The sequence below is a fragment of the Magnetococcus marinus MC-1 genome, from assembly GCF_000014865.1.
Lineage (GTDB): Bacteria > Pseudomonadota > Magnetococcia > Magnetococcales > Magnetococcaceae > Magnetococcus > Magnetococcus marinus.
This window is the reverse complement of the sequence record NC_008576.1, coordinates 1,062,895-1,089,781: the sequence shown is the minus strand read 5'-3', so window position 1 is coordinate 1,089,781 and position 26,887 is coordinate 1,062,895. Positions and strand designations below refer to the sequence as shown.

Below are 26,887 nucleotides of genomic sequence, written 5' to 3'. Positions count from 1 at the left end.
AAGCAACCCAGGCACACCCCGCAAAACAGGCATCCCCCCTTTACTTGAACACCCCCATCAGCTGCTCAGGACGGTTGCGGGTGGCGCGATAGTTGGAGATGGGGTCAAAACGCGCCTCCTGATCTTTATCGCCATTGGTGTGCCAACCCAGCAGTCCCTCTGCCCCGGGCGAGGTGGCATAATAGCCATGACTGTTCCAGGTAATCCAGGAGCTGCCATTGCGGTGGGGAAACAGCGCCACCTCTTCGCCCCCGCCTTGCACCCGCAGCCAGCGAATGACCCCATCGCTCCCGGCCACCACCACAAATCGGTCATCCCGGGTTAGGTTAATCGCAACGGGCTCGGCACCCAGACTCTTCTGCCAAAACAGCCCGCCATTGGCATGCTGTAGGCGCACCCCCTGAGAGGTGGCCACCGCCAGCAACGGCATGCGTAAGGAGAGCGCGTAAGCCACCAGCGTTTCATCTTTATCCAGATTGAGTTTAAGTTTGCCGTCCACCAGTAGCGTTGGGCCAGCGGCAGCCACCTGCAACTGGGGGCTCTGTTTGGCCGCGCTGTAGAGGGTCTCTTTGGGCTCGCTCTCACGCAAGGTCAGGCTATCAAAGTAGAACTGACGCACCCGCTTGCCTCCGCTATCCAGGGCAAACTGCACCACCGAGCCATCCTGAGAGAGCTGGAACGCCCCGCCCATGCCGCGAAAGTCCGCATAGGGGCGCTTGAGTAAAAAGCTGACAAAACCCTCCTCATCCAGAGCGCCCAAGGCTGGGTCGGCGGTGCTATAGGCCAAAGCACCTTCCGCCAGCGGGGTGAGTGCCATCACCGTATCAAAGCCCACAGGAATATCCAGATAACGGGCTGGCGCAGCCCCATTGGGCACACCGCCACGCTGCCATTTACGAATAAAAAACCGCCCATCCCACGAGGCCGTACCGGCCCCATAGAGATAGCGCCCATCGCGGCTCCATGTCACCAGATGCATGCTGCCTTTTTGAATATCCCCCATATCCGGTAGATACTTTAGGGTAAGATCACGGCCAGAGAGCACCTGAATGGCGGCCCGATCCCGATAAGCAACCGCCAGATAGCGCCCATCCGGTGAGAAACGCAGCCCATAGGGTTGCCCCCCTGGGATCGGCGTAACTTCCTTAATGGGTTGGATATAGCTGCTGTATAGACGCACTTTGCCATCATAAGCTGTGGCCACCACCCCGTCATCGGGGGTAAAAGCAATGCGATTACAGATCCCCTCAAAGCGCCTATCCCCGCCGACCAACACCCCGTCTTGGGCGCGATAGATCCTAAACCCCTGATTTTCGCCCAAGGCCACCGCCAGCAGAGAACCATCCTTATTAAACGCCAAATGGTTGATCTGGGCAGGTAAATCGCTGATGCGGCGCACCATCTTGCCATCGGCCACCGCCATGATATAGATCGAGATGCTCTTATCCCATGACCAGCCCGTCCACCCCCCGACCGCTACCCACTGCCCATTGGGAGAGATCGCCCCCGCGAACAGTTTGCCATCCCCTTCCACAAAATGAATGGGGGGGCGATAGACCTTTAACAGCTGCCCGGCGCTGTTCCACAAACGGGCGGTTTTGTCGTCGGCTGCGGTGAGAAAAAACTGACCATCTTCAGAAGCTGCCACCGCCCGTATTAAATCGGTATGCATATACCCTTCAATACGGGCGGTGGTGGTGTTATCGGGTTGAGGCTCCTTGTCATTTTTCAGGGCATAGGCCACATTCACCCCCCCCAGCATGAGCGCCAGCAGGGATAAGAGAAAAAGACGTCCAACAAAGGATGCTGCATACATGGTGGAAAACTCTCTTACAAACCAGTTATCTCAAAGCGCTTAGAGCGGCTCATATGACGCGCTTACAGGAGCCCAACAGGCGATTACCCAAAAAATGGATCTCACTCACGCTTACCGGAACATGCCTGGCCAAGCAGAGGGGTAACCCGCCCACCCCCAACAGTCGCGCCACAAACCGTACCGCACCCCCCTTTGTTAAGTGACGTCGACACAGCGGCGGTTACAATCAACCCCTCATCTTTTCAACCCCACAAACCGATAAAAGGGGTAGAAGGCCGTTCGCCTGCGCACGATCTTTGCGCCCAAAGCATGCCAACCAGAAGAGAGATCATGGGTAAATCCACCCCACCAGCCCCCACCCCATCGTTCAGCACAGAGCAGATGGAGCGCATTGCTTGGATCGCTGAACAGACCAAACAAGCCCTGCTCTCCGGGATGAGCGCCATGCAGCAGCTTGAACAAGCTGAGTCGGATAAAGTCCTGGCGGGGGAGCCCGTCTCCGACGAGCTGCAACAGATGCGGGATAAGCTGGGTCGTTTGGTCTTAGCCTGGGATGAGGTACAGAGCCAGATGAACCGCTTGGTTGCCAAACGCACACCAGCACGGCGGCCAGAGCAGCAACAGCGCCCCAACTAAGTGCGGCCCACGCTGCCACAAGCTGAACCCCGTTTTACGAGGAGCTCTGCTCCTGCGCGTGACCATTTTCAGCCCGACGAAAGCCGCGCCTTGGTAAACGTTTTGGTTTTACCGGCTGCAATGTCACCCGATCACGCTGGGCATCCACCAAAGAGAGATTGGCCAATGCCACATACAGTTCCCGGCTAATCCAAGCATCGGTTGCAGCATAAATAATCTGAAAGGGTTGTAAGGCCTCCTGAGCCCAGTTGGAACACTGCGCCCGTTTGGAGATGCGTACATGAAAAAAAGCCGCCGCCATGCTACGCAAACCCCGGGTGGCAATATTATTGTGGCGGGCGGTCTCCCCCACATCCACAAAACCTCCGGGTTTAAAGCTAAAGATCGCCTGCAATTGGCGAATATCCTGACTTAACCCCACCCCCACCTTATGGATGCTGGTATCGGCCAACAGCTCGGCCAAAGGGCGATGGTCTTGAAGCAGGTTGATCTGGAACAGATAGACCACCTTCTCTCCAGCCAGTTGGATCAAGGTGGGATCGTAGCTGGTACCCTTACGAAACGATGGGCGGGTTTCGGTATCAAATCCCAGCACCCGCTCTTGCCGCAAGGCGGCAATGGCGGCCGGCAGCGCTTGGTCCTGGTTAACCAAGACCACATCACCCTCCCACCGCACCACAGGCAGGCCATTGATCTGCTCTTTATCCTGCTTTTCAGCATAGTGTGGTTGCAAACTCAAAACCGATGACATCAAGGTAGAAACAGACATAGGGGCGCATCGGCACGACCGACACGTCTTCACACCCGCTAGCGTGGATACATGGAGATCGGTTCCAAGCTGGGTTTGCAACCGATCTCCATGGACCCCATACGGGGGCAGATCCATGGATAGATCACGGGCAGGAGCCCCACCCGTGATCTTTAATCTTTAGCCTTCGAGCCGACGCCCCTCACGCAGCAGCGCGGTAAACTCTTCGGCAGGCAGTGGCTTACTGAACAAAAAGCCCTGCATTTCATTACAATTAAGCTCTTTCATAATGGTGAGCTGAGCGGATGTTTCCAACCCCTCCACAATCACCGTCTGCTCCAAGCTATGGGCCATGGCAATAATGGCGCTCACAATGGCTTTATCGCCACTGCTCTCCAGATCGGTCACAAACGAGCGATCAATTTTAAGGGTTTGGAAAGGAAACTGGCGCAGTTGACTCAGGGATGAATATCCGGTACCAAAATCGTCAATGGAGAGTTTAACCCCCAGCGCACTGATGCGTTTGAGCATCTCAATGGCCCGCCCCACATCATCCATAATGGCACTTTCGGTAATCTCCAGATCCACCAAAGAGGGGTCAATATCATGCTCATTCAGCAACTCTTCAACCAAGGCCGCTAAATTTTGCCGCTTAAACTGTAAGGCCGAAAGGTTAATACCCACCCGTACCGGCGTTACCCCCAGCTCTTTCCAAATGGCGATTTGGCGAATGGCGGTGCGCATCACCCACTCACCAATGGGCACGATTAAGCCGGTCTCTTCCGCAACGGGAATAAATTGAGCCGGACTGATCAAACCCCGCTCGGGGTGCTTCCAGCGGATCAGCGCCTCTGCCCCGATGATGGTGCCATCATGCAGATCGACCTGGGGTTGGTAATAGAGAACCAGTTCATTCTTTTCAATAGCTTGGCGCAGGTGCGTCTCTAGCTCAAAGCGCTCTCTGGCGGCCTCGGTCATCTCCGACGAGAAAAACTGATAGTTATTCCAGCCCCGATGGCGAGCATGGTTAAGGGCGGTTTCTGCATTCATCAACAGCTCGCGGGGGGTTGAACCATCCTGGGGGAACAGGGTGATCCCCATGGCGGCATTGACCTCCACAGGCTGACCGTTGAGAATGACCGGCTTCACCAGTGACTCATACACCTTACGCGCCACCACCGACGAGTTACGCACCGCATCTTTATGACCATTCAGGTCGGTAAGCAGCAGGGCAAAGCTATCCTCAGCAATGCGCGCAACGGAGTCGGTGGTACGCAAGCAATCATCCAAACGTACGGCCACTTCACGAATCAGCTCATCGGTGGCGGTTTGGCCAAGGGAGTTACGGATCAGCTTAATGCGTTCGGTGTCCAAACCCAAGAACATGGCACCCACACAATTTTTGTGGCGCACCGCCAGGGAGATGGCCTGCTGCAAGCGGTCTTCAAACAGAATACGGCTAGGTAGACCGGTAAGGTCGTCACGATTATCCTTTGGCGGGGGTGGGCTAGAGACCACCGAACTGCCCCGCAACTGGGCGATATAGTAGCTTACCTTCCCATCTGGGGGCAGCACCGCACTGACTTTTAAATCCACGGTCAACTGTTTGTCATCCCCGAGCGACTGGGAGAGGCTACCCTGCCAAAACCCGCTTTGCCACAGCTCTTCACGAATCTCTTCGAGCAGGCGCTCTCGGAACTCCTCGGGCATTAAGCGCAGGATATGGCGCCCCACCAGCGAGCCTTTTTTCATGCCTGTCATGTTCATAAAGGCTTGGTTGGCTTGATGCACGGTGCCCCGAGCATCCAAAATGAGGATGCCCTCATGGCTATTTTCCAGCAGGGTCTTGATCATGCGTAAGCTTTGCTCTTTCGCTTTATGAGCAACCCCGGCCTGCTTTTGACTTACCTTCATAAAATCACCATGGTTTCCAAGATATGCGCGGCACCTTATCTGTCAGCGACAGCCATTATGCACGTTTCAACCGAGTGCGCGCAATCGTTCTATGAGGGGTGGGTGCGAATAGTGCAACAAAACGTAGCCGGGATGGGGGTTCAGATGGGTTAAATTATCATTATGCAGCCGTTTAAGCGCCTGCCCCAACTGCGCCCCATCGGTCAATTGAGCGGCGTAGTGGTCCGCTTCATACTCGTGACGGCAGGAGATCCGGTTAAATACCACCCCCAACGCCATCTCTACTGGACTATAGAGCAGGGTAAAAAAGACCAACCCCCCATGCACCGTTGGCTGGTTTAAACCAAAGGCCTGAAACAGTGCGGGCTGCTGCATAGCCAGCCCCATTAAAAACAGCAACAAACCACTATGCACAATGCCCATGGCGGTACGCTTAAACACATGGTTAAGCTTATAATGGCCGATCTCATGGGCCAATACCGCCTCTAATTCGGCCTCGCTATGTTTTTCAATAAGGGTATCAAACAGGGCGATGCGCCGCCGTTTGCCAAAACCACTAAAAAAAGCGTTACCCTTGGATGAACGCCGCGAGCCATCCATTTGATAAAGACCCTCTAGGGGAAAATCCGCCCGTTGCGCCAACCGTTGTAAACGCTCTTTCAAAGCCCCCTCGGGCAAAGGGTCAAACCGATTAAACAGAGGCATAATCCAGCTAGCCGCCACATACTGGATAAACAGAGAGACCACCGTGAGCATACCCCACGCATAGAGCCAACCCCAATCCCCGGCCCATTGAAAAAACAGCAGCAGCGCCGCCAACAATGGCCCACCCAGCAACAGTGTTAACAGCAAGCCTTTTAACCGATCCTTCAGAAAGGTTGCCAGCGTGGTACGGTTAAAACCATAACGATTTTCAATCGAGAAGGTGCTGTACAGTGTACCCGGCAGCCCCAACAGGGCGGTGGTCGCCAACAGGGTTCCAATGAAGATTAGACCGGTACCCAGTGGGCCCAATCCAAAACTGTTGCTCCAACGTTCTAACCAGACAAAGCCCCCCAACAGCCAAAACAGCAGCAAAGCCGCCAGTTCTAGCCCCCCCACAAGGCTCTCTAAACGATAACGCTCAGCATGATACCGCTGAGCCAACTGCTGTTGACTGGCCTCGCGAAAATCAGCCAAAGCGGTGGGCAGCGGCATCGACCAACGCTGATGGTTCAGATAGGCAAACCACGCCCCCACGCCATGGGCCAGCAATAGCGCCAGCAAAATAAAGCCGCCCCAGGCGGTTAGTGTAATCATGACGACTCCCTGCACCCCACCCAGAGAAGGGGCATCCAAGATTTAATCTTCAACAGGGACTATACATAGGCCGTCTATAGATTGCACGTTTTGACAACACCACCAACCCCACCGGTGACCGGCATTCACACCTCAGGCGAGCGTTGATCTAGCCCGGATCTTTCATGAACCCCAGATGCTCTCGCTTGATCTTTGAAGGGATTCATGAAAGATCTGGGTAGGCCATCTACGCAGAAAAGAAAACCACCCCATACACAGGAAAACTGCCCACAATAATGAACTAAACGGACCTGGACCGGTCCCATAAATCGTACGACAGGTATCGTACGATTCCCGAAAGGCCCGCCCCACCATGGTTGCCATGCAAGGCGGGTCTTTTTAACACCCCCCCGCGCCCTGCTGGGCAAAGCCCCGTTGCAACCAAGCCAGCAAATCCATCCCCCCCGCCGCCACCGCCGGTGAAAAACCCGGCCCCATGCGAATCTCAGCAACTTCCAACAGCAGCCAATAGAGCGTGACACCCTGCCACGCCTGAGGGGCACGCCGCTGCTCTAAGCAAAGCGCCACAGGGGCCGACAGTTGATGGGCCGAACGCATGCCCCCTACCCCGGCCACTTCTCCATCCCCATAGGCCCGCCACTGCCCCACCGCCATCGTGCCACTGCGCACCGCATCCACCACCAACAGGGTGGCCGGATAGGGCGTATGGTTGGCAATACCCAGCAGATCCGTTCCCAAATCCCGCAACCATTGCTGGGGATTGTGCTGCTGTAACTGGGCCACCAACCACGGCCCCACACCATCATCGCCCATCAAGGGGTTACCCAACCCCACCACCCCCCACGGTGGCGGAAACTGAGCCGCATTCGGGCGATCCAGCATCACACCTGCACCGTTAAATCCACCAAGTGGGTCGAACAGGAGATACAAGGGTCATAGGCACGGGCAATCATCTCCAAATACAAACGCAACTGCTCCTGCTGGCGCTGGGGCTGCTCCAGCCAGTATCCCACCCCATGGGCAAAATCCCGCTCCACATGGGCGAGGTTCTGCGCCGTGGGCGTAATAATATCGGCCTGGGTCAACACCCCCTCCCCATTGACCCCATAGAGATGATACAGGGTGCCACGGGGCACCTCTAACGCGGCCAAACCCATCTGCTCACCCTCAAAGCCCATGGTGGTCATGGGGGGGATCAAAGCAGGCCCCTCCTGCAAGGCTTCACACAGCGCAACCGCCTCCTCCAAGGCCCACACCAACTCCACAAACTGCGCCGCGTTGTTGTGCAACGTCGTCGGTTGGGCAGGCAGCAGCGCCTCCCGCAGTTGTGCCGCCTCGCCCGTTAATCGCTCACCATTATGAACCATCCGCGCCAACGCCCCCACCATAAAGGGCTTCTTGGCATAGGTAGACTGCTTGGCGGTAGAGTGACGCACCACCTTTTCGTTAACCCGCTGGTAAAAGTGCGCCACGGGAATATCCTCATGGCCGCTGGCGGCCAAATGGGTACCGGTAAGCCCATAGCGCGCCCCACTAGCCCGTAATGCCACCAGAATGGGCGGCTGCAAACCCATCTCCGGATTTTGCAACGACGCCACAAAGCCGCGCAACGAGAGGGCCAAATCCAAGGCGTTCTGCAAATCCTGCAAGAGCGTCTGCATCGCCTGCCGAGCAGGACGCCGCCCCAATCCGCCCACAATCACATTAACCGGGTGAATGGCCCGCCCGCCAACCACCTCCTGCACCAGATTGCCAACCCGTTTAATCTCTAACCCCTTCTGCACCTGTTCGGGAAAGTGACTCGCCATCTGCAAAATCGAAGCATTCCCCAGATAGTCCGGTGCGGCCAAAGCAAACAGATGCAGGGCGTGGCTCTCAATAAACTGCCCCAGGTTGAGCAGGGTGCGAAACCCCTGCACCGTGTCACTCACATGAATCCCTAAGGCGCTCTCTAATGCCATGACACTGGCTAGAGTGTGACCCGCCGAACAGATTGAGCAGACCCGACAGACGATACCCGGGGCATCCCTCGCCAATTTACCCTTGAGCAGCAGCTCGTAAAAACGCGCCCCTTCAAAGATGCTCATCTGGCAGGATTGAATCCCCTCCTCATTGACCGCGACCGTAATACCCCCATGTCCCTCAACCCGGTAGAGATGATCAATGGTAATGGTTTCCATACTCATGGCGCATCCCCTTCAGGCTGCTGGCCCAGGCCCATATGTTGTGGATCTTGATAGTGGGGAATCAACCGATTCTCCACCCAAGCCGGGGCGGTAAATCGGCGGATCTGCTCAATCACCGCCCCTTTATTCAGACCATGATCACTAAAGAGCCGCGCCGTAGCCACATAGGCGGGATCCTCCACCGGCCCCCGACACCCATAACAGGGTTGACCATACTGTATGCAACGCGCCTTACACCCCGCCAAGGTGATGGGACCACAGCAAACCCGCCGCTCAGCCTGCACCAGACAACGGTTCTCTGCTATACGACACTCCGAACAGACGGAAGCATCCGTTTGCACGGGCCGCACCCCATTTAAGATGGCCGTCACAACCTGGGCAAACTCATCTATCTCAATGGGGCACCCCGTTACCGCATAATCCACTTTTACAAAGCGAGAGAGCGGCTCAGCCTCACGGGCACCCGGAAAGACCGTACTGTCGCCATAAACCTGCTCTTTCATGGTATGGATGGGGATGGTTTTGGCGTTCATCGCGGGCAGCCCCCCCCACACCGCACAGGTCCCAAGCGCCATAAGAGCATCGCTGCGCTGCCGTAATTTTTCGAGGGCAGTGCGCTCTTGCTCCGAACAGATTGAGCCCTCCACAATGGCCAAATCCAGCCGCCCCTCCTGATCACTCTCCTGTGAGCTGGCCATAATAAAGGAGCAGATCTCCGCCCGCTGGGCCAAACCCAACAGCACCGTTGTATCATTGAGAATGGCCAACTGATCCCCCGCACACCCGGTGAAGGAGTAGATGCCCACCCGCAATTTTTTAGTGGGTCCTGGTAGTGGTTTGCTCATCTCACGCCCCCTGTTCCCACGCTTCACGCAAGCCACGGGCCTCCCACGCACTAAACACCGGCCCATCCTTACAGGTGTAACGATAACCAATGGCACAGTGCCCGCACTGACCAACCCCACACGCCATGCGCCGTTCAAAGGTCATAAAGGTTTTTTGCGGCCACACCCCTTTGTTGCGCAACATCTCAGCGGTGCCTTGATACATCACCGGTGGGCCACACAGTGCCACCGTGGTCCGTGCCGGTTCTAGGGTCAGCCCCTCCACCAACTGCCCCACATGCCCTTGCATGGCGCTAAAGGCTTGCCCAGGCTGGGGCTGATCCACCGCCAAATGCAGTTCCACTGCACCGCTCTGCGCCAACCCCTGCAACTCCTCGCCAAACAGCATCTCCTGTGGATTGCGAAAACCGTAGGCCAGCATCACCCTGTGGTAGCGCGGCCGATTGGCCAACACCCCTTGCAGCACACTGCGCAAGGGCGCCATACCCAACCCACCAGCCACCAGCAGCACATCATGATCCTCCATGCGCTGTAGGGGAAAGCCATTGCCATAAGGACCACGCAACCCCACTTTCGAACCGGGCGACAGCTCAAATAGCCGCTCCGTCACCCGCCCCACCCGGCGAATGCAGAGCTGTAAAATGGGCACCTGGGCGGCGGCATGGCAAATAGAAAAAGGGGCCTCCCCCGCACCCAATACCGAGAGCATCACAAACTGCCCAGGTTTATGGTTCATACCGTTGGGACCAACGCCACGGCCATCGGCCAAGGCCAATTGAAACAGCGCGGTATCGGCGGTTAAATCTTCCCGCGCAACCAGCAGCGCCGTAAGAGGCTGAAGGGGATCGTTCATGAGCGCGTCTCCTCACCACCATGGCCACAGGCACGGCGCACCTTAGTAAAGACCGACACCACATCAATACCCGCAGGACAACTGGTTATACAGCGCCCACACCCCACACAACTGGGTTTGCCAAAGCCATTCACATAGCCGTGCTCTTTGTGGTAGTAACGGTTTTTTACCCGATCACCACGGTCACGGCGAAAATGGTGATCGCCCGCACCCCGGTCAAAATCACGGAACAGACAAGAGGACCATGTGCGACACCGCGTCCCACACTCGCCATTTAGCTCCAGCCGATCCAGCATGTCGTAGCAGGTGCAGGTGGGGCAAACCATGGAACAGGCCCCGCAGGTAAAACAGGTCTGTGCAATCTCCCCCCATACGGCACAATCCTGTTTGACCTCCAGCACTTGGGGTAGATCGGCCACCGGCATACTCAGTTGAAAGGCGCTCTGGCGTTTTTTCAGCAGTGCCAGATAGCTCTGTCGGTCGCTATCCGTGACCGGTTTAAACAGCGCCCTTGCCATGTGCAGCATATCGTGCCCCGCCTCGGTACGGACCATCACATAGAAGCGTGGCCCCAAATCCCACAAAAACATGTCATACAGACCATCCACATGCTCCGTACCCTGGGATTGACAAAAACAGTGGGCATCGGGCATGCAACCCAGCCCAATCAACCAAGCTTGTGAACGCCGATTTTGATAGGTACGGTCAGGATAGTCCCGGGCAAAAAAATGATCGACCACATCCACACCGTGCAGATCACACGGGTGTAGACCAAACAGGATCATGGGGGGCAAATCGGGCTGCTGGGGGGTATAACCCTCCGCATCAAAGCGGTAGAGCACCTCTTCAGGTGGGAAAAAATATTTTTTGGGCGGCAATGCCGTGCGCAAGTAGTGCAGTGCTACAGAGGCCGCGCCAGCCTCGGCTAACGGCTTAAAGATAAAATGATGCGTCTCCATCTCTACCGGAATATGCACCCGCCGGTGCGCTTCACAAGCATTGAGAAACGCGGGTAGATCCTGCCGCTCAAGTAAAAAGGTTTCCATGTAGCCCTCCCCTGTCGCCTTGCATGGAACGGATACCCACCACAGCCATGGTACCAGTATCGACGCCTAACCGCGCCTTAGTCGAGCAAAAAGCGACCGCTCACGGAGAATGTCACACACTCTTTACTGCACCGTAAAAGTTATATAAACGCATGTTTATTTAAGAGTTTTACTATATTCGGATAGACTCTTTTCTCACACTGACCCACCCCCCTCCTGTTGGCCAAGGAAGAGATTCCCAGCCCCTTAACAGATGGGCACACGTTCACCGCTCTGGCCGACAAACCAGATCTTTGCAGAGGCTCACAGGTACCCCGTGTAAGCCGCAACAAAAGGGCAAATTTGAGGGCGAGCACGCCGTCCAAAAGGGGTAAGCCTAATCCAATAGCTCACTATGTTGGCGTTCCCACATGATGCGGCAAGCCCCATCCACCGAGGCCATACAGGGACCCACGGGATTATCCGGCTGGCAATCATGGGCATAACGCAAGCAGTCATGGGGGCTCTGCTTACCCATAACAATAGAGGCACAAAGACAGTCGTTGGGCATATCGCCCATCTCAGGCTGAAAGGTTGCCAGGGCGTGAAAACGTTTGCGGGCATCTCGATGGTGCCAAGCTTCACGTAGGGCGTAGCCCGAGTCTGGCACCCGACCAATACCCCGCCAATGCACACTCTGCACATCAAACACATTATTAACACAGGTGAGCGCATAGAGGTTGCCACGGGGGTTAATACGATAGGGTTCTTGAATGTCCAATTGGGGTTTACCCGACACAACTTGGCGCACCACCGTATCCAGTGAAGCCAAAAAGCTACGGTCAGAAAAGCCACTAATGGAAACGGGAATGCCATACTGGGTCACCGCAAAACGCCAACACTCCGAACCGACAATGGCCGCCACGTGACCCGGGGCAATAATGGCTTTAAAAGGGCGCCGCTCATGCTGCGACAACATGGTATCCACCACCGGCCAACTTAAACGCAGCGCATTTAAAATCGAGAAATTATCCGGCACACCCGCCAGAAACTGCGCCGCCAGTGGTGCCGAGACCGTCTCAAAACCACTGGCAAAAAAGACCACTTCACGGGTGGGGTGACGTAAGGCCAGCTCGACCGCCTCATGAGGATTGGCCACAGCAACCACATCCGCGCCATCTTGCCGCGCACCATCCAAGGTGGCATAGCCCGCCGCCCCATAGGAGATGGGTACCGACAGCATGTCACCAAACGCCGCCAAGATCACATCCTCACGCACCGCCAAATGCATGGCCGCGCGAATTTCAGCTTCGGGACAGACACATACCGGACAGCCCGGCCCTGGCATGATATGCACCACTCGGCTAAGGGATTGATGCCAATCGCTCTCGGCCCAAAACCGGGCAAATCCTCCACACAAATTCATCACCTTAATAGGCTCACTTACCTGCAAACGGGTAAGGGCCAGTAGTTTCTGTTCCATGCTTGCTTGGTCCATTTAACCACTCCTTACCCGTTGCTTACGCTGTACAGAAATACCGACTTATGCCATGCATCTTACCTACTCCTCCCAAAAAAAGGGCAATTTTCTTAACCTTCTCTATAAAAATGAGAAGTTTAATCCACAAAACGCAGGATCATCGCCCTTTGACCCGACTAAGGTTGGCAAAGCGGGGTGGAGTGGCCATGGCCGCCCCTCTCTGTTGAGTATCGCCAACCGAGCCCTGTCACCGCGCGAAAGTTTTACACAAACATAAGCTCTTGCATCCACTTAGCAGAAGCCGTTAGGCTGACACAGTTGATTAACGCATGAGGAGAGCGCAGTAATGTGTGAACTGTTCGCCATGAGCAGCCGACTGGCCGCCACCATTAATTTTTCCTTGGAGGAGTTTGCTCGGCACGGTGGCATGCAAGGCCCACACAAAGATGGTTGGGGAATTGCCTTTTATGAGGAGTATGACGCCCTGATCTTACGGGCCCCAGAGCCTGCCTCTGAAAGCCAGTTGGTTAAATATATTGAAAAAAACTCCTTTCACAGCAATTTGGTGCTCTCCCATATCCGCAAAGCAACCCATGGCGAGGTGTGCCTCAAGAACACCCACCCTTTTAGCCGTGAAATCGGTGGGCGGCTGCATGTATTTGCCCATAATGGCGAATTCCCCGGCGTCCGCAGCCACCCTGACTACAAACTCAATATTTTCCGCGCCATTGGCAGTACCGACTCGGAACACGCCTTTTGCCTATTGATGGACTGTTTAACCGATGTTTGGCTCAATCCAACCCCACCCTCGCTTGAACAGCGCCTATCCATACTCGTTACATTCACCCAGCGCATGGAACACCTTTCGCCCGATGTGCAAGCCAATTTTCTCTATAGTGACGGTGAATATCTCTTTGTTCATGGACATGTGCGCCGCCAAGCCAGCGATGGCATGATCCGCGCACCCGGTCTCTATACCCTCTGTCGCAGCTGCCACCCCAACAGCAACAAGCGCCCCAGCCCCATCACCGGCCTACGTATGCAAACGTTTAAACACGACGGCAACCGCCAATATGCCGCGCTCGCCGCCAGCGTGCCCCTAACCGATGAATCATGGGAACCCTTACTGAGGGGGGAAATCGTGGTGATGCAAGATGGTAAAATCATTAAAAGGGTTCCACCGCCCTCCTTATAAAAAAAGGCCCAACTGCACAGAGCAGCCGGGCCTTTAAGCATTAACCGATCACAGCCCTAGTGGTCGTCATAACCGGTAATCATCGCCTTCAGGTGGGCGTATACCGGACGGCAGGTAAAGGCCATATAAACATGCCCAATAAGAAACACCAACATCGCAAACGCGGCGGCGGTGTGAGCCATAGCCACATATTCTAAGGTCAACATGCCATCCAGCCCAAACTGTTGCCAATCATTATAGAACATATAGAGCAAGCCAGAGATCCAGATTACCGGCGAAATCCCCAGTTTGAGCCCCAGGTAAGCCAGCCGTTGCAACGGGTTGTGCTTGGCGTGAATTTTTTTCTTATACGGGTGCTCTTTCCCCTCAAAGATGCCGCCACCATAATAGATCATGACATCCAACAAATTTTTGGTGGTGGGGATGTAGTGCTTCCAAGCGCCGGTGGTAAAATGCCAAAAAATGGCAAGAATCCATAACCCAATCAGCGCCCAAGCGAGATTACCATGCAGATGGGTGGCCGCTTCGTAACCCAGATTCGTATAGGTGCCATGGACCTCAAAACCCGTAATGAGCAGCGAGATCACCAAACCGGCCTGGGTCCAATGCCAAAGACGCTCAAAAATGCTGTATACCATGTAGCGTTCCATTATTGAGCCTCCCCATTTTGACGCTTTTCACGACGACGACGACGGTAGTGCCAATAGACCCGCAAAGAGCCATGCCCAACCACTCCAACAGAGGTCATCAGCACCGCAAACCAACCAATACCATCCAACACAGGCTGTCTATCCCGCCCCGGCATATAAAAGTCGGTCAAAGCAGCCAGCCGTCCCTCTTGCACATGACACGCTTTGCATTTAAGTGCATCGCTGGCGGGCGCAACCATGTGGGTTATGGGCCAATACATCTCTGTATTCACAAAAGCATACTGCCCATTAAAGGGGGGCGCCTCGGGCTCTTTGGCACCCGCCTCTAGAGATTTTTTCCAATCGAAATTGGACCAAAAGGAAGAATCGTCATCCCCATAGGTATGCATCACCAGCAGGTGCTTTTCGACAGGATCATAAACCTGCTTACCTTTCATGATCTTAAAAGGCCAAATGCGGGATTGGTTATCCGTGTAGGAACCGTGGATACCATTGATCTGTACAGGTTTGCTATCATCCACTTTGTCCCCAAACAGGGTATAGCGCACCTGACCATCGAACCAACGGTATTCGGGTTGCACATCTTCTGCCCACTCAAAATGGCCTTTTTTAGAGCTGTAGGTAATCTCCCCTGCCGAGTTACGTTCACTGATTGGCTTGCCGTTTTCATCCAATTTGCCCGCCGTTGACCAATCCCAGACCATTTTGGTCTTAACACCACCTCGGGCAATTTTGGGAATATGGCAGGTTTGACAGGCTACCTTGTCTACATGGTCATTGAGTTTGGCACTGTGCTTCTTAACCTCAGAACCATGACAGGACTCACAGGAGGTCCGTGAGTGTGCTTCACTGGGGGTCTCTACCCCTTTGGTATCTTTGGCCGTTGATTTATAACGGCTGCCTGGTATCACGTGGCCATGGGTGCGATGACAGGCTGTGCAGCTAAAGTTTTTGCCATTCACATCCATATGGACATCAAGGAATTCATCTGGCTCAATGAGGGAGGTGTCCATATCCCCATGTTTAACCCCATCGTCGCCGCCACCAACAAAGTGACAACTACCACAGTTACGACGGCTGGGACGTCCAACACTTTGGGCCGCTGCAACCAGATCGACCGCATCACGGGGGGCTTTAGCTTGGTCGTCCAGATATTTTTTATGTTCTGGGCTCTCAAACCCTTTGGGATGACCCGCCCCACCAACGGATTTTTCATATTGACCCGAGTGGTCATGGCACACCAAGCAGTCCACGTTTTCCTGCTTGGTAAAGTCAAAATCGTTATCTTGCCAGCCATAGCCTGCATGGCAAGCGGTACAGGCGGCCCAATTGCTTTTTGGGGTGCCGCAAAAACTGTTGACCACATGTTTTTTACCCAACATCTGGCCGGTATCTGCTTGTTTGCTCTCCCAAGTCCAATGTTTGGTTTTCATCACCTGTTTTGCCGCTTCGGTGTGGCACCCCAAACAGGCTTTTGTCACCTCTGGACCGGAGTTAAAGGGACCTTCCAACTGCTTAAATTTGCTATGGTTGGCCGTAGATTTGCTGTCTGTCTTGCCATCTGTGCTGATTTCTGCATGCAGCGTCGTGCTGCCCAACAGCAAGCCAGCCATAAAAAACAGCACCCAGACCCCTGTGTGCATCGGTACTCTCATCCCCCACCCCTTTCAATTGGTGGTTAGGGCCTCAGCAGCCCGTCCACAACAACCCTGACGATGCTATCGTGTGGCTGGCCACGTTAAACCAACCCATACCCGTCACAATCTGTAAGAGAACAGAATAAATAAAACAGAGTGCTCGAACAAGCCTGTTATATCCCAAACCAAGTAAGCATGCCGTGACGCTTGAGCGCTGCGGTCTATAAAAGCGTCAATGGTATTCAAAAAAAGAACGGCCTCGCCATCGGGTAGGAGGCGGGGTCACCCCCGCCGACCTCCCACACCACCGAGCATACGGTTCCGTACCACGGCGGTTCACGTTAAAGATTGAAGTCTCCGTATCTGCCCAAGCAGCGAAAGGAGACCGCGATGATCAAAGAACTTCTTGGGAAAGGCGGCGTTCATGTGACATGCCCTCGGCTGACTTCTGCACACCCATCCCAGCACCTCTCGATGCCGGTAGCACATGGCTGGTCTACAGATCTCCCCGGGTAATGCACACGCACCTTCACGCTTATATCCGCCGCATATACGTCCATGCTCTCCGTACAGGTTTCGGACTTTAGAGATAGTCCCCTCCTCATCCAGCATGACCGCCTCGTATGCGATTCCTGTTCGTCGGATCAGCGCTTTGCTTTCGGTTTCCTTCAGATTTTACCTCACGGTAAACACCCTTGCCGTTCGGCTAACCGTTCCCCCTGTCGGGCCGGTAGAGGCGTTCCACCTCCAAGTTCGTGTGCCCTGCCGGGCACACCATAAAAAAAAGGGACCTGACAATATCAGGTCCCTTTGATAACGCTATTGGCTCCCCAGGTCGGACTCGAACCACCGACCCGATGATTAACAGTCATCTGCTCTACCGGCTGAGCTACTGGGGATCACAACGGAAAGTTGGGAGAATATATCAGTCGCCATTTTTAGCGTCAACGCTTTTTTCTAAAAAATCCACCCAATCGCCACATTTACATGAAAGCATGCTGGCTGCATGGGCTTTATTTGCCACAATTTCAACCGTTCCAAACCCTCCAACCAACATTCCAACCTCACCAACCCTAAGATCTGCGAAGGTTTTTACCCATTTTGTGATCGAAATCCCATTGACTACGAGCGCAGCGGATGCCCAACAAATATCAATATATTTTAAAGCAGTTACGACATTTCCAAAACGATCAATGTGGGTGATCTTAACCTGTGCGCCATGCGGTTTTTTTATCAATAAGGCCGGCATAGGCTGGCACTGTGCCACTTGAATCGCGGGTCCAATACGGTTTAGGTCTCGATAATTCAACCAATCCACAAGCACTGGGGCAAACAGATCGCGCCCATGAAAGGTTGCTGAAGCCGGTTTCCAATGGGTGCCAATACGGTGAACCTGAGCATCCTCCTGACTTAATGCCCACCCCAATATTCCATTATCAGGCCCAATAAAAACCCGCTCCCCCAATTTGACCAAAAGCGCTTCTCTTGGCGTACCCACGCCAGGGTCTACCACACAGATCCAATGACTCTTTGGTGGAAAATAGTGTTGGCATCGTGAAATGAGCCAAGCAGCACTCTCTATGTTAAAGGGAGGAATATCATGAAAAAAATCTATGATCTGTATCTCCATGGAAGCGCCACAGAGAACCCCTTTTAATTGGCCGACATAGAGATCATTTACCCCAAAATCTGTTATGAGAACCACACGTTCCATATCACTTTTCAACCCGTTAAAACACAGCTATCCACACACCCGCTAACGTACTCTTTGCTAGCACGGACAACCTCATATAATAAAGCCACTCCCCAGGCCACCAGCCTGAGACAAACCAGTGGTAACCGTTCAGAGACCCCGATATCAAGCGGCTACTGGAGCCGGTAACGGCGGTACGAGGTTTCCCTTTCTCCGTTCAGCAATCACCTCAGCAAGATAGTCCCAGGGAGACACGTTCCGCAATCGGCAAGTTTCGATGACGCTAGCCAGCACACCCAATACCCGACTCCCTTCTGCCGTACGAGTTCCGTGGCTGATCAGACGCGCAATGACCCAGTGGCGCAGAGCCCGCTCCGCATCGTTGTTGGTCAGCGGCAGCCCTGGAACTCTCACAGGTTGCCAGATAACATCCCAGTCATTGAGAAGCTCAACGGCAAGGCTGCGAACTTTCTCGGACGGGGGATAATCTCTGTACAATTCGCAGTATCCCTGGAATTCTTCCAAAATCGACTCGGCAGCTGGCGGATCCGATCCATCTTTGACCTCTTCGACCATGTATTCCAGGACCTCCAATACCCTGGAGCCGAATCGTTTGCTCTCTTTATCCAGGCTTGTCGACAACCCCTTGGCTTTTCGGATCAAGTGCGCCCAGCAGCGCAGCCGCCTGGAGAAAATCCGGTAGTTCATGAGTCCATCGCTCATTAGCCAGCCTGCATATTCCTCGGTCAGGATATCAAGGACCATTTGTCGAGTCCGGCGTCCCACGCAAAACAAGACCGTATTTGCCGTCGCGAAAACCCAGAGCCACAAAGCTTGACCTTTTTGCTTCCAAGGCGTTTCGTCTACATGAGCCAGAGCGGATGCACGAAGTTCGGCAATCAGTTCATCCTGAACAGGGGCGGCAGCCAGTCCGACCTCACGTATGCAATTGTCGATGGTCCCGACACTCAACTCCAGGCCGAACCAATCGATCAAAAACTCCTGAACCTTGGAGCGAGACAACCGCATCCGTTTTGCGAGCGCAACAATGAAAGCAGCCAACATGGGGCCGACAATACGCCATTCACTCAAACTGGTTGCGGTTTTGCGTCCTGCAATCTCAAGTCTATCCCCTGTGCCGGGACCGGTACATGAAATATGGCCGCATCTACAGGCAACTTCCCCAAAAAGGTGCTTGGTCCCCTCTAGCCTCAATCCAGGCTGATCCGGGGCACCCCTTATCAGATCGATGGTCACATAGCCGATTCGAGCTGTAAATCGAGCATCCAAGGGAAGGGCAGCATCGCAGGCAGCACACGTTTCCGCTCGATGAACCACGGTACTCCGAATCGGAATTATCTGCGTTCTGCCGAATCCCTTGGCCCCAACTGGCTTCCCAGCCCTGCCTTTCGGCTTCTTGCCTGAGGAATCCGACTTACCATTTCCTGGAGCAGAGGGAGTAGAACTGCCGGATGGCCCTGGTGAATCATCTCCATCCGCATCATCGGTTCCCTTCTTCTCCACCGGCGAAACGTCCTCTTCATCCTCATCCGAAAGCGTTTCGTCTTGCTCAACTGGAATCCCAAGGTACGCCGGACGACTGCTGGGCGGCTGGGAACTGTTGTCGGGTGTTCGGTTCAAACGCTCACGAGATTCCTTGAGATCCTCCAACATTTTCCGGCTGACGGCCAGTAACTCTGCAGACGATAGTGAGGAGAGATATTCCTCATCAATCTGGAGCAGGTCGTGATCTGAAAGCTTCATGGTTCGCGCACCACATCATCGCCGGTGAATGAATCCTCGCACACATGATAACACGGGTTTCCAGGAAGAGATTTTTGCGCTTCTGCGCCCCATTGGATCCAGCGCAAAAATTCGCTCGTACCCGGGGGTGGGCGCCACAGCTGAAAACCCGCCAGAACTCTCCTCAAGGCTTTGATAGGCAAAAACAGATCGGATCGCACTCTCCTTCTGAAATTTCACATTTTCGACGAAAATCGTGTCAAGGATATTCTTTGCCATGGTCAAACAAAATTGGCGCTATTCCCGGCAGTTGACTCCTTCTCAAACGGTGAACATCCTCACTGAACGAGGGGTCTCTGAACGGTTACAACCAGTGAATGCATAACCCCTGAAGAATTCATTAAGTTTAAAGGAAACTTAGCAACAAGAGCTCGCTTGATATTGTAAGCGTCTTAAATACCCTTTTACACAGTTTTTTAATAAACCACCATACACCAACCGTAAGTAACTTATCGGCTACCTCAAGACAGATACGCCTTGCCTACTTCAACCTGCGTAGGGCTTCAAGAAGGTCGATACCCCTACTATGCCCTCGGCTGACTTCTGCACACCCATCCCATCACCTCTCGATGCCGGTAGCACATGGCTGGTCTACAGATCTCCCCGGGTAATGCACACGCACCTTCACGCTTATATCCGCCGCATATACGTCCATGCTCTCCGTACAGGTTTCGGACTTTAGAGATAGTCGCCTCCTCATCCAGCATGACCGCCTCGTATGCGATTCCTGTTCGTCGGATCAGCGCTTTGCCTTCGGTTTCCTTCAGATTTTACCTCACGGTAAACACCCTTGCCGTTCGGCTAACCGTTCCCCCTGTCAGGCCGGTAGAGGCGTTGCACCTCCAAATTCGTGTGCCCTGCCGGGCACACCAAAAAAAAAGGCCAAAATGCAGAGCATTCTGGCCTTTCTTACTTACAACCCTAAGATTTATTCAGCGGCTGACGTCGCATCACGTTCAACAAGCTCAATAAAGCTCATAGGGGCACAATCTCCGTAGCGGAAACGTGTTTTGAGGATACGGGTGTAGCCACCCTGACGATCCTTATTACGCTCCGCTAAATCGGTGAACAGTTTATGCACCACCTCTTTATCCCCATTCAGTATGCTCAGAGCCTGACGGCGCGCGTGCAGATCGCCACGCTTGCCAAGGGTGATCACCTTCTCAGCCACGGGACGCAGTTCCTTGGCGCGGGGTACGGTGGTTTCGATGCGCTCGTGTTTAAACAGACTGACCAACATGTTCTTAATCATCGCTTGGCGATGAGAAGTATCACGGCTCAGCCTACGACCACGTTTTTTATGTCTCATGGCGTGCTACCTTAAAAGTTCTCTTCTTCGAACTGCTTAGACAGATCGTCGATGTTCTCAGGAGGCCAGGTATCCAACGTCATACCCAGCGACAGCCCCATTTCATCCAAGACTTCTTTGATCTCATTCAGAGACTTACGACCAAAGTTTGGCGTCTTGAGCATCTCGGATTCGCTTTTTTGCACCAAATCACCAATATAAACGATATCATCGTTTTTAAGGCAGTTGGCACTACGTACCGAAAGTTCCAGCTCATCCACCTTGCGGAAAAGGTTAGGATTCCACTGGGGCCGATCCTCCATTTCATGATCATGTGCCGTCGGCACATCATCAAAATTGATGAAGGGGTTTAACTGATCTTGTAGAATTTTAGCCGCCAACGCCAGGGCATCCTCAGGGGTTACCACACCGTTGGTTTCAATATCCATAATCAGCTTGTCATAGTCCGTCTGCTGACCCACACGAGCGTTTTCCACCCGGTAAGCCACTTTCTTGACTGGGTTATAGCTTGCATCAATGGGAATATCACCAATGGCGTAGCTTTCATCTTCACGATTAAGCTGTGCACGTACATAACCTTTACCAGTGGTAACGGTCATGGTGATATCCAAGGTGCCACTTTTATTCAGGGTTGCAATGTGGTGATCAGGATTAAGAATCTCAATCCCTGTCTCACACTCAATCATGCCGGCCGTCACAGGTCCTTCTTTATCTACCCGAAGATAGATATTTTTAATACCTGTGGACTCCATACGGAGTGCCAACCCTTTAATGTTCAGAATGATATCGGTTACATCTTCGATAACACCGGGTACACTAGAAAATTCATGTAGTACACCCTCAATGCGAACAGTACTTACCGCTGCACCTTGCAAAGAAGAGAGCAGCACTCTACGCAATGCGTTACCCAAAGTCGTACCGAAACCCCGTTCGAGCGGTTCAGCAACCAATGTTGCCTTACGCTGAATTTCAGTTTCATCCCCACCCAGTTCAATGGTGTGAGGCTTGATCAGCTCAGTCCAATTCCTGTACATGCGCTCACCTGTCTTGGTTTAGACCATATCAGGGTTTATTTAGAGTACAACTCAACAATCAGGTTTTCATTGAACTCGGCCGGCAGATCGGAGCGCTCCGGAATGCTACGGAAGGTACCAACCAACTTTTCAGCATCCACCTCGACCCAACTGGGTAGGCCCCGTTGCATAGCACTGGCTAAGGCACCTTTAATACGCAGTTGCCCACGTGATTTCTCACGCACCGCAACCACATCACCTGGTTTACACAGGTAAGAAGGTACGTTAACCATTTTGCCATTAACCAACAGTGTTTTATGACTGATGATTTGACGGGCTTCGGTGCGGGATGCCGCCAGACCAAGACGATAGACAACATTGTCTAGGCGACGCTCCAATAGCTGAAGCAGATTTTCGCCGGTCACACCCTTCATGCGCTCCGCTTTTTTGTACAGCGTGCGGAATTGGGCTTCTAATAGACCATAGCTACGCTTAACCTTTTGCTTTTCGCGAAGGTGTACGCCGTAGTCGGAAACCTTACGGCGGCGTTGGCCATGTTGACCGGGTACATAGTTACGACGTTCCATCGCACATTTATCGCTATAGCATTTTTCACCCTTAAGAAAGAGTTTTGTGGCTTCACGACGACATAAGCGACATTTAGAACCAAGATAACGAGCCATTTTTTCAGACGCTCCTTACAGTGAGTGACAAATCACACACGACGCCGCTTGGGAGGGCGGCAACCGTTATGCGGGATGGGTGTCACATCCTGTACATGGGAAATGTTAAAACCAATTGCGGCCAGGGCGCGCAGAGCCGATTCACGGCCGCTGCCGGGACCCTTCAGACGCACTTCCAGGTTACGCATCCCATGATCCATGGCTTTTTTACCGGCATTCTCAGCAGCCATCTGTGCGGCAAAGGGAGTGGACTTACGCGAGCCCTTAAACCCTTGTGCACCAGCACTGCCCCAGGAAATCGAGTTACCATGGGTGTCGGTAATAGTGATCAACGTGTTGTTGAACGTAGAATGAATGTGAGCAATACCGCTCGCAATATTCTTACGCTCTTTTTTCTTAGTACGGGCACCTTTTTGGGCCTTGGCCATGACTCTACCTCAGCTTATTTCTTCTTGCCCGCAATGGGCTTACGTGGACCCTTACGGGTGCGTGCATTCGTATGAGTGCGCTGACCGCGACAGGGCAAGCCCCGACGGTGGCGCAGACCACGGTAGCAACCTAGGTCCATCAGACGCTTGACATTCATGGCGATCTGACGGCGCAGATCACCTTCAACCGTATGGTTGTTGTCGATGATGTCACGCAGTTGCGCAACTTCAGCATCAGTCAGATCAGACACGCGAACCTGGGGCTCAATGCCCGCCTCTTTGGTGATTCGCTTGGCACTGTCGCGACAGATGCCGTAGATGTAAGTGAGCGCGATTTCAACGCGCTTGTTAACAGGTATGTTAACACCAGCAATACGGGCCACTTGACACTCCTCCGGCCAGTTCGAATCTCGAATTACTCGACGAAAAGACGGAGACTATACACAAATCATTCCATCTTTTCAATCAAATTTTTCAGGTGTGGCACCGCGCTGTCATAATCAGCGCACCACCCTTGGGTATTCCGCACACATGCAGCTCAAAATTAGCCTTGACGTTGCTTGTGACGAGGGTTTTTGCAAATCACACGCACGCTACCATTGCGGCGAATTACCTTGCAGTCCTTACAAATTGACTTTACCGATGCACGTACTTTCATTTCCTCTACTCCAACTTCATCGCATGAGGGAAGGAACCCTGGTAACGGCCCCTTAACGCCCTTTGATCTTCGCCTTCTTCATCAACCCCTCATACTGGCGGCTGATTAAAAAGGATTGTATCTGAGCCGTGGTATCCATGGTTACACCCACAACGATCAGCATGGAGGTGCCGCCAAAGTAAAACGGAACGTTATACTGGGCAATCAATATCTCAGGCAAGAGACAAACCGCCGTAACATAGATCGCACCGACCAACGTTAAGCGACTTAAAATTTTATCCAGATAATCCGAAGTACGCTTACCAGGGCGTATTCCAGGGATAAAACCGCCATACTTGCGCAGGTTATCTGCTGTCTCTTCAGGATTGAAAACAATCGCTGTATAGAAAAAACAGAAAAACAGAATCGCTGCCGAATAAAACACCATATAGCCAAGCTGCCCAGGTGAAAACATCGCGGCAAACTCCTTGAAACCTTCCCAAGGCATGAAATTCGCGATGGTCACCGGAAACAGAATAATGGAGCTGGCAAAAATGGGCGGAATAACCCCCGCCGTATTCACCTTCAAAGGAAGGTGCGAACTTTCACCACCCACCATCCGCCGCCCACTAACCTGACGTTTGGCGTACTGTATGGTAATCCGTCTTTGTGCCCGCTCCATAAAGATAATGAAAGCGGTTACCACAATGGCCATAGCAATCAAAAACAACACCAACAGCGGTGCCAGATCACCCGTTCGAGCCAACTGCAAAGTATTGAACAAGGCTACCGGTAGGTTGGCGACGATCCCCGAGAAGATGATCAGGGAGATCCCGTTGCCAATACCTCGATCCGTAATCTGTTCACCCACCCACATAAGAAAGGCTGTACCTGCGGTCAGTGTCAATACCGTCATGAGCCGGAATTCCATACCCGGTTCAATAACAACATTTAACCCACCAGCCTTCATGGATTCTAAACCATACGCGATACCAAAACCCTGGAACAAAGCCAGCACAATGGTACCGTAACGGGTGTATTGGGTTATCTTACGACGTCCCGCTTCACCCTCTTTTTTAATCGCCTCTAGCTTGGGAAACACGGCTGTCATCAACTGAATGATAATCGAAGCCGAGATGTAAGGCATGATCCCCAGGGCAAACACCGTCAATCGTGACAGTGCGCCCCCGGAGAACATGTTAAACATACCAAGCAGAGAACCCTGCTGTTGCTCAAAGAAGGTTGCCAAGGCCTGGGGATCAATACCCGGCGTGGGTACATGCGCACCAATGCGATACACAATGAGCATACCCAGCGTAAACAAAATCCTTTTACGCAACTCAGGGATTTTGCCCAGATTACCCAGACCAGCCAAAGGGGCTTCGTTGGGAGTCGCAGCCATATGGAATCTCTTCCCTTGTAACCTACGTCTGACTTAAGCGTCCCCTTCAGGGTCCGCCACTACCGCCAGCACAACCTTACCACCCGCAGCTTCCATCTTAGCGACAGCCGCCGCAGAGGCTTTGTCCACATAAACTGTGATCGCCTTGGTGATATCGCCATTGGCTAGCAATTTGATGCCGCTTTTCTGCTTTTTACCCAACAGACCCAAATCGTTCAGGGCCTCGGCATTCACTTCGCTACCGGCATCAAAAAACTTCTCCAGATCTTCCACCTGTACAATGGTGTACTCTTTCCGAGTAAAGTTTTTAAAACCGCGTTTAGGCAAGCGACGCTGCAAAGGCATCTGACCGCCCTCAAAGCCGCTCTTGTGGAAACCACCACTGCGGGCCTTTTGACCCTTGTGACCACGACCCGCAGTCTTGCCGTTACCGCTACCTGGGCCGCGACCCACACGGTTTCTGCTCTGTTGGTTGCCAGGTACGGCGGGGATTTCGTTCAATTTCATGGTTCTTTACCCGCACCCTTTAATCGACCACGCTTACCAAGTGACAGACCTTATTGATCTGACCACGGATGGCGGCGTTGTCGGGAAGTTCCTTCACACGGTTCATCTTGTGCAAACCCAAAGAAGCGCAAATCCGACGCTGCTTATCAGGACGCCCAACAAAAGACCGTACCAACTTTACTTTGATCATGTCAGCCATTTTATCCTCTCCCTTAGTCGCGGATGCGGACATTTTTGGCAGCCAACCCACGCTTTGCAGCAACCCGCTTGGGCGGGCTGATGTTTTGCAAGGCAGCGAAGGTGGCTTTAATCAAGTTGTGCGGGTTTGAAGTCCCGGTGGACTTGGCCAGCACATCACTAATGCCAATGGCTTCGAAGATGGGACGCATGGAACCACCTGCGATAATACCCGTACCAGCCGAAGCTGGACGCAACACCACGTTGCCTGCACCAAACCGCCCGATGGTCTCGTGGAAGATGGTACGACCATCTTTAATCTCCACTTTGATCATCTGTTTTTGCGCTTGGTCGGTTGCCTTACGAATGGCCTCAGGCACCTCTTTGGCTTTACCCAAACCGTAGCCGACAGAGCCTTTACCATCTCCAACCACCACAATGGCGGAGAAATTAAAGCGGCTACCACCCTTTACCACTTTAGCCGTACGTTTGATCGCAACGAGCTTTTCAATAAACTCGCTCTCACTCTCATAGACAGCTTCTTGGTTCTTCTTTTCACGCTGACTCATTCTTCATCCCCTCTTAGAAGTTCAACCCGGCTTCACGGGCTGCTTCAGCCAGGGCCTTGGTGCGGCCGTGATAGAGGAAGCCACCGCGGTCGAACACCACCTCGGTGATGTTCTGCTCTTTCGCTTTTTCAGCGATACGTTTACCAATAAAGGCTGCCGCATCCGCATTACCGCCGTTTTTCATATCCTCACGCAGATCTTTTTCTACCGTAGAGGCAGAAACCAGGGTACGACCCTGTTTATCATCAATGATCTGAGCGTAGATATGACGAGCGCTACGAAAGATCGAAAGACGAGGACGTTCGCCCTGTACCTTCTTGATCCTCGAGCGCACACGTGCGCTACGGGCCTTTCTTGCTTGATTCCGATCCTTAGCCATCGC

General features: G+C 53.4%; 27 protein-coding genes and 1 tRNA gene. 2 read left to right on the top strand and 26 right to left on the bottom strand.

The window, feature by feature from the left end:
* Positions 1-40 precede the first annotated feature (40 nt).
* Positions 41-1,816, bottom strand: coding sequence for a hypothetical protein (locus MMC1_RS04550; RefSeq protein WP_011712566.1), 1,776 nt, complete (start codon positions 1,814-1,816; stop codon positions 41-43).
* A gap of 330 nt (positions 1,817-2,146) precedes the next feature.
* Here MMC1_RS04550 and MMC1_RS04545 point away from each other — a divergent pair, with 330 nt between their 5' ends.
* Positions 2,147-2,452 carry a hypothetical protein gene (locus MMC1_RS04545; RefSeq protein ID WP_041640795.1) on the top strand — a complete coding sequence of 102 codons (306 nt, stop codon included), beginning with the start codon at positions 2,147-2,149 and terminating at the stop codon, positions 2,450-2,452.
* A gap of 34 nt (positions 2,453-2,486) precedes the next feature.
* On the opposite strand, the gene MMC1_RS04540 is transcribed toward MMC1_RS04545, so the two are convergent.
* From MMC1_RS04540 to hypD, 9 genes are all read right to left on the bottom strand, one after another.
* Complete coding sequence (locus MMC1_RS04540; protein WP_227665300.1) at positions 2,487-3,221, bottom strand: 3'-5' exonuclease; 735 nt, start codon at positions 3,219-3,221, stop codon at positions 2,487-2,489.
* A 159-nt stretch (positions 3,222-3,380) separates the two neighbouring features.
* A complete protein-coding gene (locus MMC1_RS04535; RefSeq protein ID WP_011712563.1) occupies positions 3,381-5,114 on the bottom strand; it encodes a sensor domain-containing protein in 1,734 nt (577 codons plus the stop codon).
* Positions 5,115-5,180: 66 nt separating this feature from the next.
* Positions 5,181-6,413, bottom strand: coding sequence for a M48 family metallopeptidase (locus MMC1_RS04530; protein ID WP_011712562.1), 1,233 nt, complete (start codon positions 6,411-6,413; stop codon positions 5,181-5,183).
* 378 nt (positions 6,414-6,791) lie between these two features.
* Positions 6,792-7,295 carry a hydrogenase maturation protease gene (locus MMC1_RS04525; protein ID WP_011712561.1) on the bottom strand — a complete coding sequence of 168 codons (504 nt, stop codon included), beginning with the start codon at positions 7,293-7,295 and terminating at the stop codon, positions 6,792-6,794.
* Complete coding sequence (locus MMC1_RS04520; protein ID WP_041640793.1) at positions 7,295-8,599, bottom strand: Ni/Fe hydrogenase subunit alpha; 1,305 nt, start codon at positions 8,597-8,599, stop codon at positions 7,295-7,297. The genes MMC1_RS04525 and MMC1_RS04520 overlap by 1 nt, the downstream gene beginning before the upstream one ends.
* Entirely contained in the window at positions 8,596-9,444 is an 849-nt protein-coding gene (locus tag MMC1_RS04515) for an NADH-quinone oxidoreductase subunit B family protein (protein WP_011712559.1), read from the bottom strand. Before MMC1_RS04515 ends, MMC1_RS04520 begins: the two co-directional genes overlap by 4 nt.
* A 1-nt stretch (position 9,445) precedes the next feature.
* On the bottom strand, positions 9,446-10,297 hold the full coding sequence (locus MMC1_RS04510) for an FAD/NAD(P)-binding protein (RefSeq protein WP_011712558.1): 852 nt from the start codon (positions 10,295-10,297) through the stop codon (positions 9,446-9,448).
* On the bottom strand, positions 10,294-11,343 hold the full coding sequence (locus tag MMC1_RS19595; RefSeq protein WP_011712557.1) for a 4Fe-4S dicluster domain-containing protein: 1,050 nt from the start codon (positions 11,341-11,343) through the stop codon (positions 10,294-10,296). Before MMC1_RS19595 ends, MMC1_RS04510 begins: the two co-directional genes overlap by 4 nt.
* Before the next feature lie 376 nt (positions 11,344-11,719).
* Positions 11,720-12,820, bottom strand: a complete 1,101-nt coding sequence (gene hypD / locus MMC1_RS04500) for a hydrogenase formation protein HypD (protein ID WP_011712556.1) — start codon at positions 12,818-12,820, stop codon at positions 11,720-11,722.
* 328 nt (positions 12,821-13,148) lie between these two features.
* On the opposite strand from hypD, the gene MMC1_RS04495 reads away from it, so the two are divergent.
* The gene (locus MMC1_RS04495; RefSeq protein ID WP_011712555.1) at positions 13,149-13,997 is read left to right on the top strand and encodes a class II glutamine amidotransferase; all 849 of its coding nucleotides are present in this window, start codon (positions 13,149-13,151) and stop codon (positions 13,995-13,997) included.
* 56 nt (positions 13,998-14,053) lie between these two features.
* Here MMC1_RS04495 and MMC1_RS04490 read toward each other — a convergent pair whose 3' ends face one another.
* From MMC1_RS04490 to rplR, 16 genes are all read right to left on the bottom strand, one after another.
* The gene (locus MMC1_RS04490; protein ID WP_011712554.1) at positions 14,054-14,647 is read right to left on the bottom strand and encodes a cytochrome b/b6 domain-containing protein; all 594 of its coding nucleotides are present in this window, start codon (positions 14,645-14,647) and stop codon (positions 14,054-14,056) included.
* Entirely contained in the window at positions 14,647-16,302 is a 1,656-nt protein-coding gene (locus MMC1_RS04485) for a tetrathionate reductase family octaheme c-type cytochrome (RefSeq protein ID WP_011712553.1), read from the bottom strand. The genes MMC1_RS04490 and MMC1_RS04485 overlap by 1 nt, the downstream gene beginning before the upstream one ends.
* A gap of 805 nt (positions 16,303-17,107) precedes the next feature.
* Positions 17,108-17,183 (bottom strand) — tRNA-Asn (locus MMC1_RS04480).
* A 26-nt stretch (positions 17,184-17,209) separates the two neighbouring features.
* The gene (locus MMC1_RS04475; protein ID WP_041640788.1) at positions 17,210-17,998 is read right to left on the bottom strand and encodes an SAM hydrolase/SAM-dependent halogenase family protein; all 789 of its coding nucleotides are present in this window, start codon (positions 17,996-17,998) and stop codon (positions 17,210-17,212) included.
* A 144-nt stretch (positions 17,999-18,142) separates the two neighbouring features.
* Complete coding sequence (locus tag MMC1_RS04470; RefSeq protein WP_011712137.1) at positions 18,143-19,741, bottom strand: IS66-like element ISMasp4 family transposase; 1,599 nt, start codon at positions 19,739-19,741, stop codon at positions 18,143-18,145.
* Between the two features lie 967 nt (positions 19,742-20,708).
* Entirely contained in the window at positions 20,709-21,089 is a 381-nt protein-coding gene (rplQ, locus tag MMC1_RS04465) for a 50S ribosomal protein L17 (RefSeq protein WP_011712551.1), read from the bottom strand.
* An 11-nt stretch (positions 21,090-21,100) separates the two neighbouring features.
* On the bottom strand, positions 21,101-22,123 hold the full coding sequence (locus MMC1_RS04460; protein WP_011712550.1) for a DNA-directed RNA polymerase subunit alpha: 1,023 nt from the start codon (positions 22,121-22,123) through the stop codon (positions 21,101-21,103).
* Between the two features lie 35 nt (positions 22,124-22,158).
* On the bottom strand, positions 22,159-22,785 hold the full coding sequence (rpsD, locus tag MMC1_RS04455; RefSeq protein WP_011712549.1) for a 30S ribosomal protein S4: 627 nt from the start codon (positions 22,783-22,785) through the stop codon (positions 22,159-22,161).
* Between the two features lie 32 nt (positions 22,786-22,817).
* Complete coding sequence (gene rpsK, locus MMC1_RS04450) at positions 22,818-23,213, bottom strand: 30S ribosomal protein S11 (protein ID WP_011712548.1); 396 nt, start codon at positions 23,211-23,213, stop codon at positions 22,818-22,820.
* A gap of 14 nt (positions 23,214-23,227) precedes the next feature.
* Positions 23,228-23,596, bottom strand: coding sequence for a 30S ribosomal protein S13 (rpsM, locus tag MMC1_RS04445; RefSeq protein ID WP_011712547.1), 369 nt, complete (start codon positions 23,594-23,596; stop codon positions 23,228-23,230).
* Positions 23,597-23,757: 161 nt separating this feature from the next.
* Complete coding sequence (gene rpmJ / locus MMC1_RS20875; RefSeq protein WP_011712546.1) at positions 23,758-23,871, bottom strand: 50S ribosomal protein L36; 114 nt, start codon at positions 23,869-23,871, stop codon at positions 23,758-23,760.
* Between the two features lie 52 nt (positions 23,872-23,923).
* Positions 23,924-25,252: a preprotein translocase subunit SecY gene (gene secY, locus MMC1_RS04440; protein ID WP_011712545.1), complete on the bottom strand. Its 1,329-nt coding sequence runs from the start codon at positions 25,250-25,252 to the stop codon at positions 23,924-23,926.
* Positions 25,253-25,285: 33 nt separating this feature from the next.
* The gene (rplO, locus tag MMC1_RS04435; protein ID WP_011712544.1) at positions 25,286-25,759 is read right to left on the bottom strand and encodes a 50S ribosomal protein L15; all 474 of its coding nucleotides are present in this window, start codon (positions 25,757-25,759) and stop codon (positions 25,286-25,288) included.
* A gap of 19 nt (positions 25,760-25,778) precedes the next feature.
* Positions 25,779-25,958 carry a 50S ribosomal protein L30 gene (rpmD, locus tag MMC1_RS04430; protein ID WP_011712543.1) on the bottom strand — a complete coding sequence of 60 codons (180 nt, stop codon included), beginning with the start codon at positions 25,956-25,958 and terminating at the stop codon, positions 25,779-25,781.
* Between the two features lie 13 nt (positions 25,959-25,971).
* Positions 25,972-26,505 (bottom strand): 30S ribosomal protein S5, encoded by a 534-nt coding sequence (gene rpsE, locus MMC1_RS04425; protein ID WP_011712542.1) that lies wholly within the window; start codon positions 26,503-26,505, stop codon positions 25,972-25,974.
* 13 nt (positions 26,506-26,518) lie between these two features.
* Positions 26,519-26,884: a 50S ribosomal protein L18 gene (rplR, locus tag MMC1_RS04420; protein WP_011712541.1), complete on the bottom strand. Its 366-nt coding sequence runs from the start codon at positions 26,882-26,884 to the stop codon at positions 26,519-26,521.
* Between the last annotated feature and the right edge of the window lie 3 nt (positions 26,885-26,887).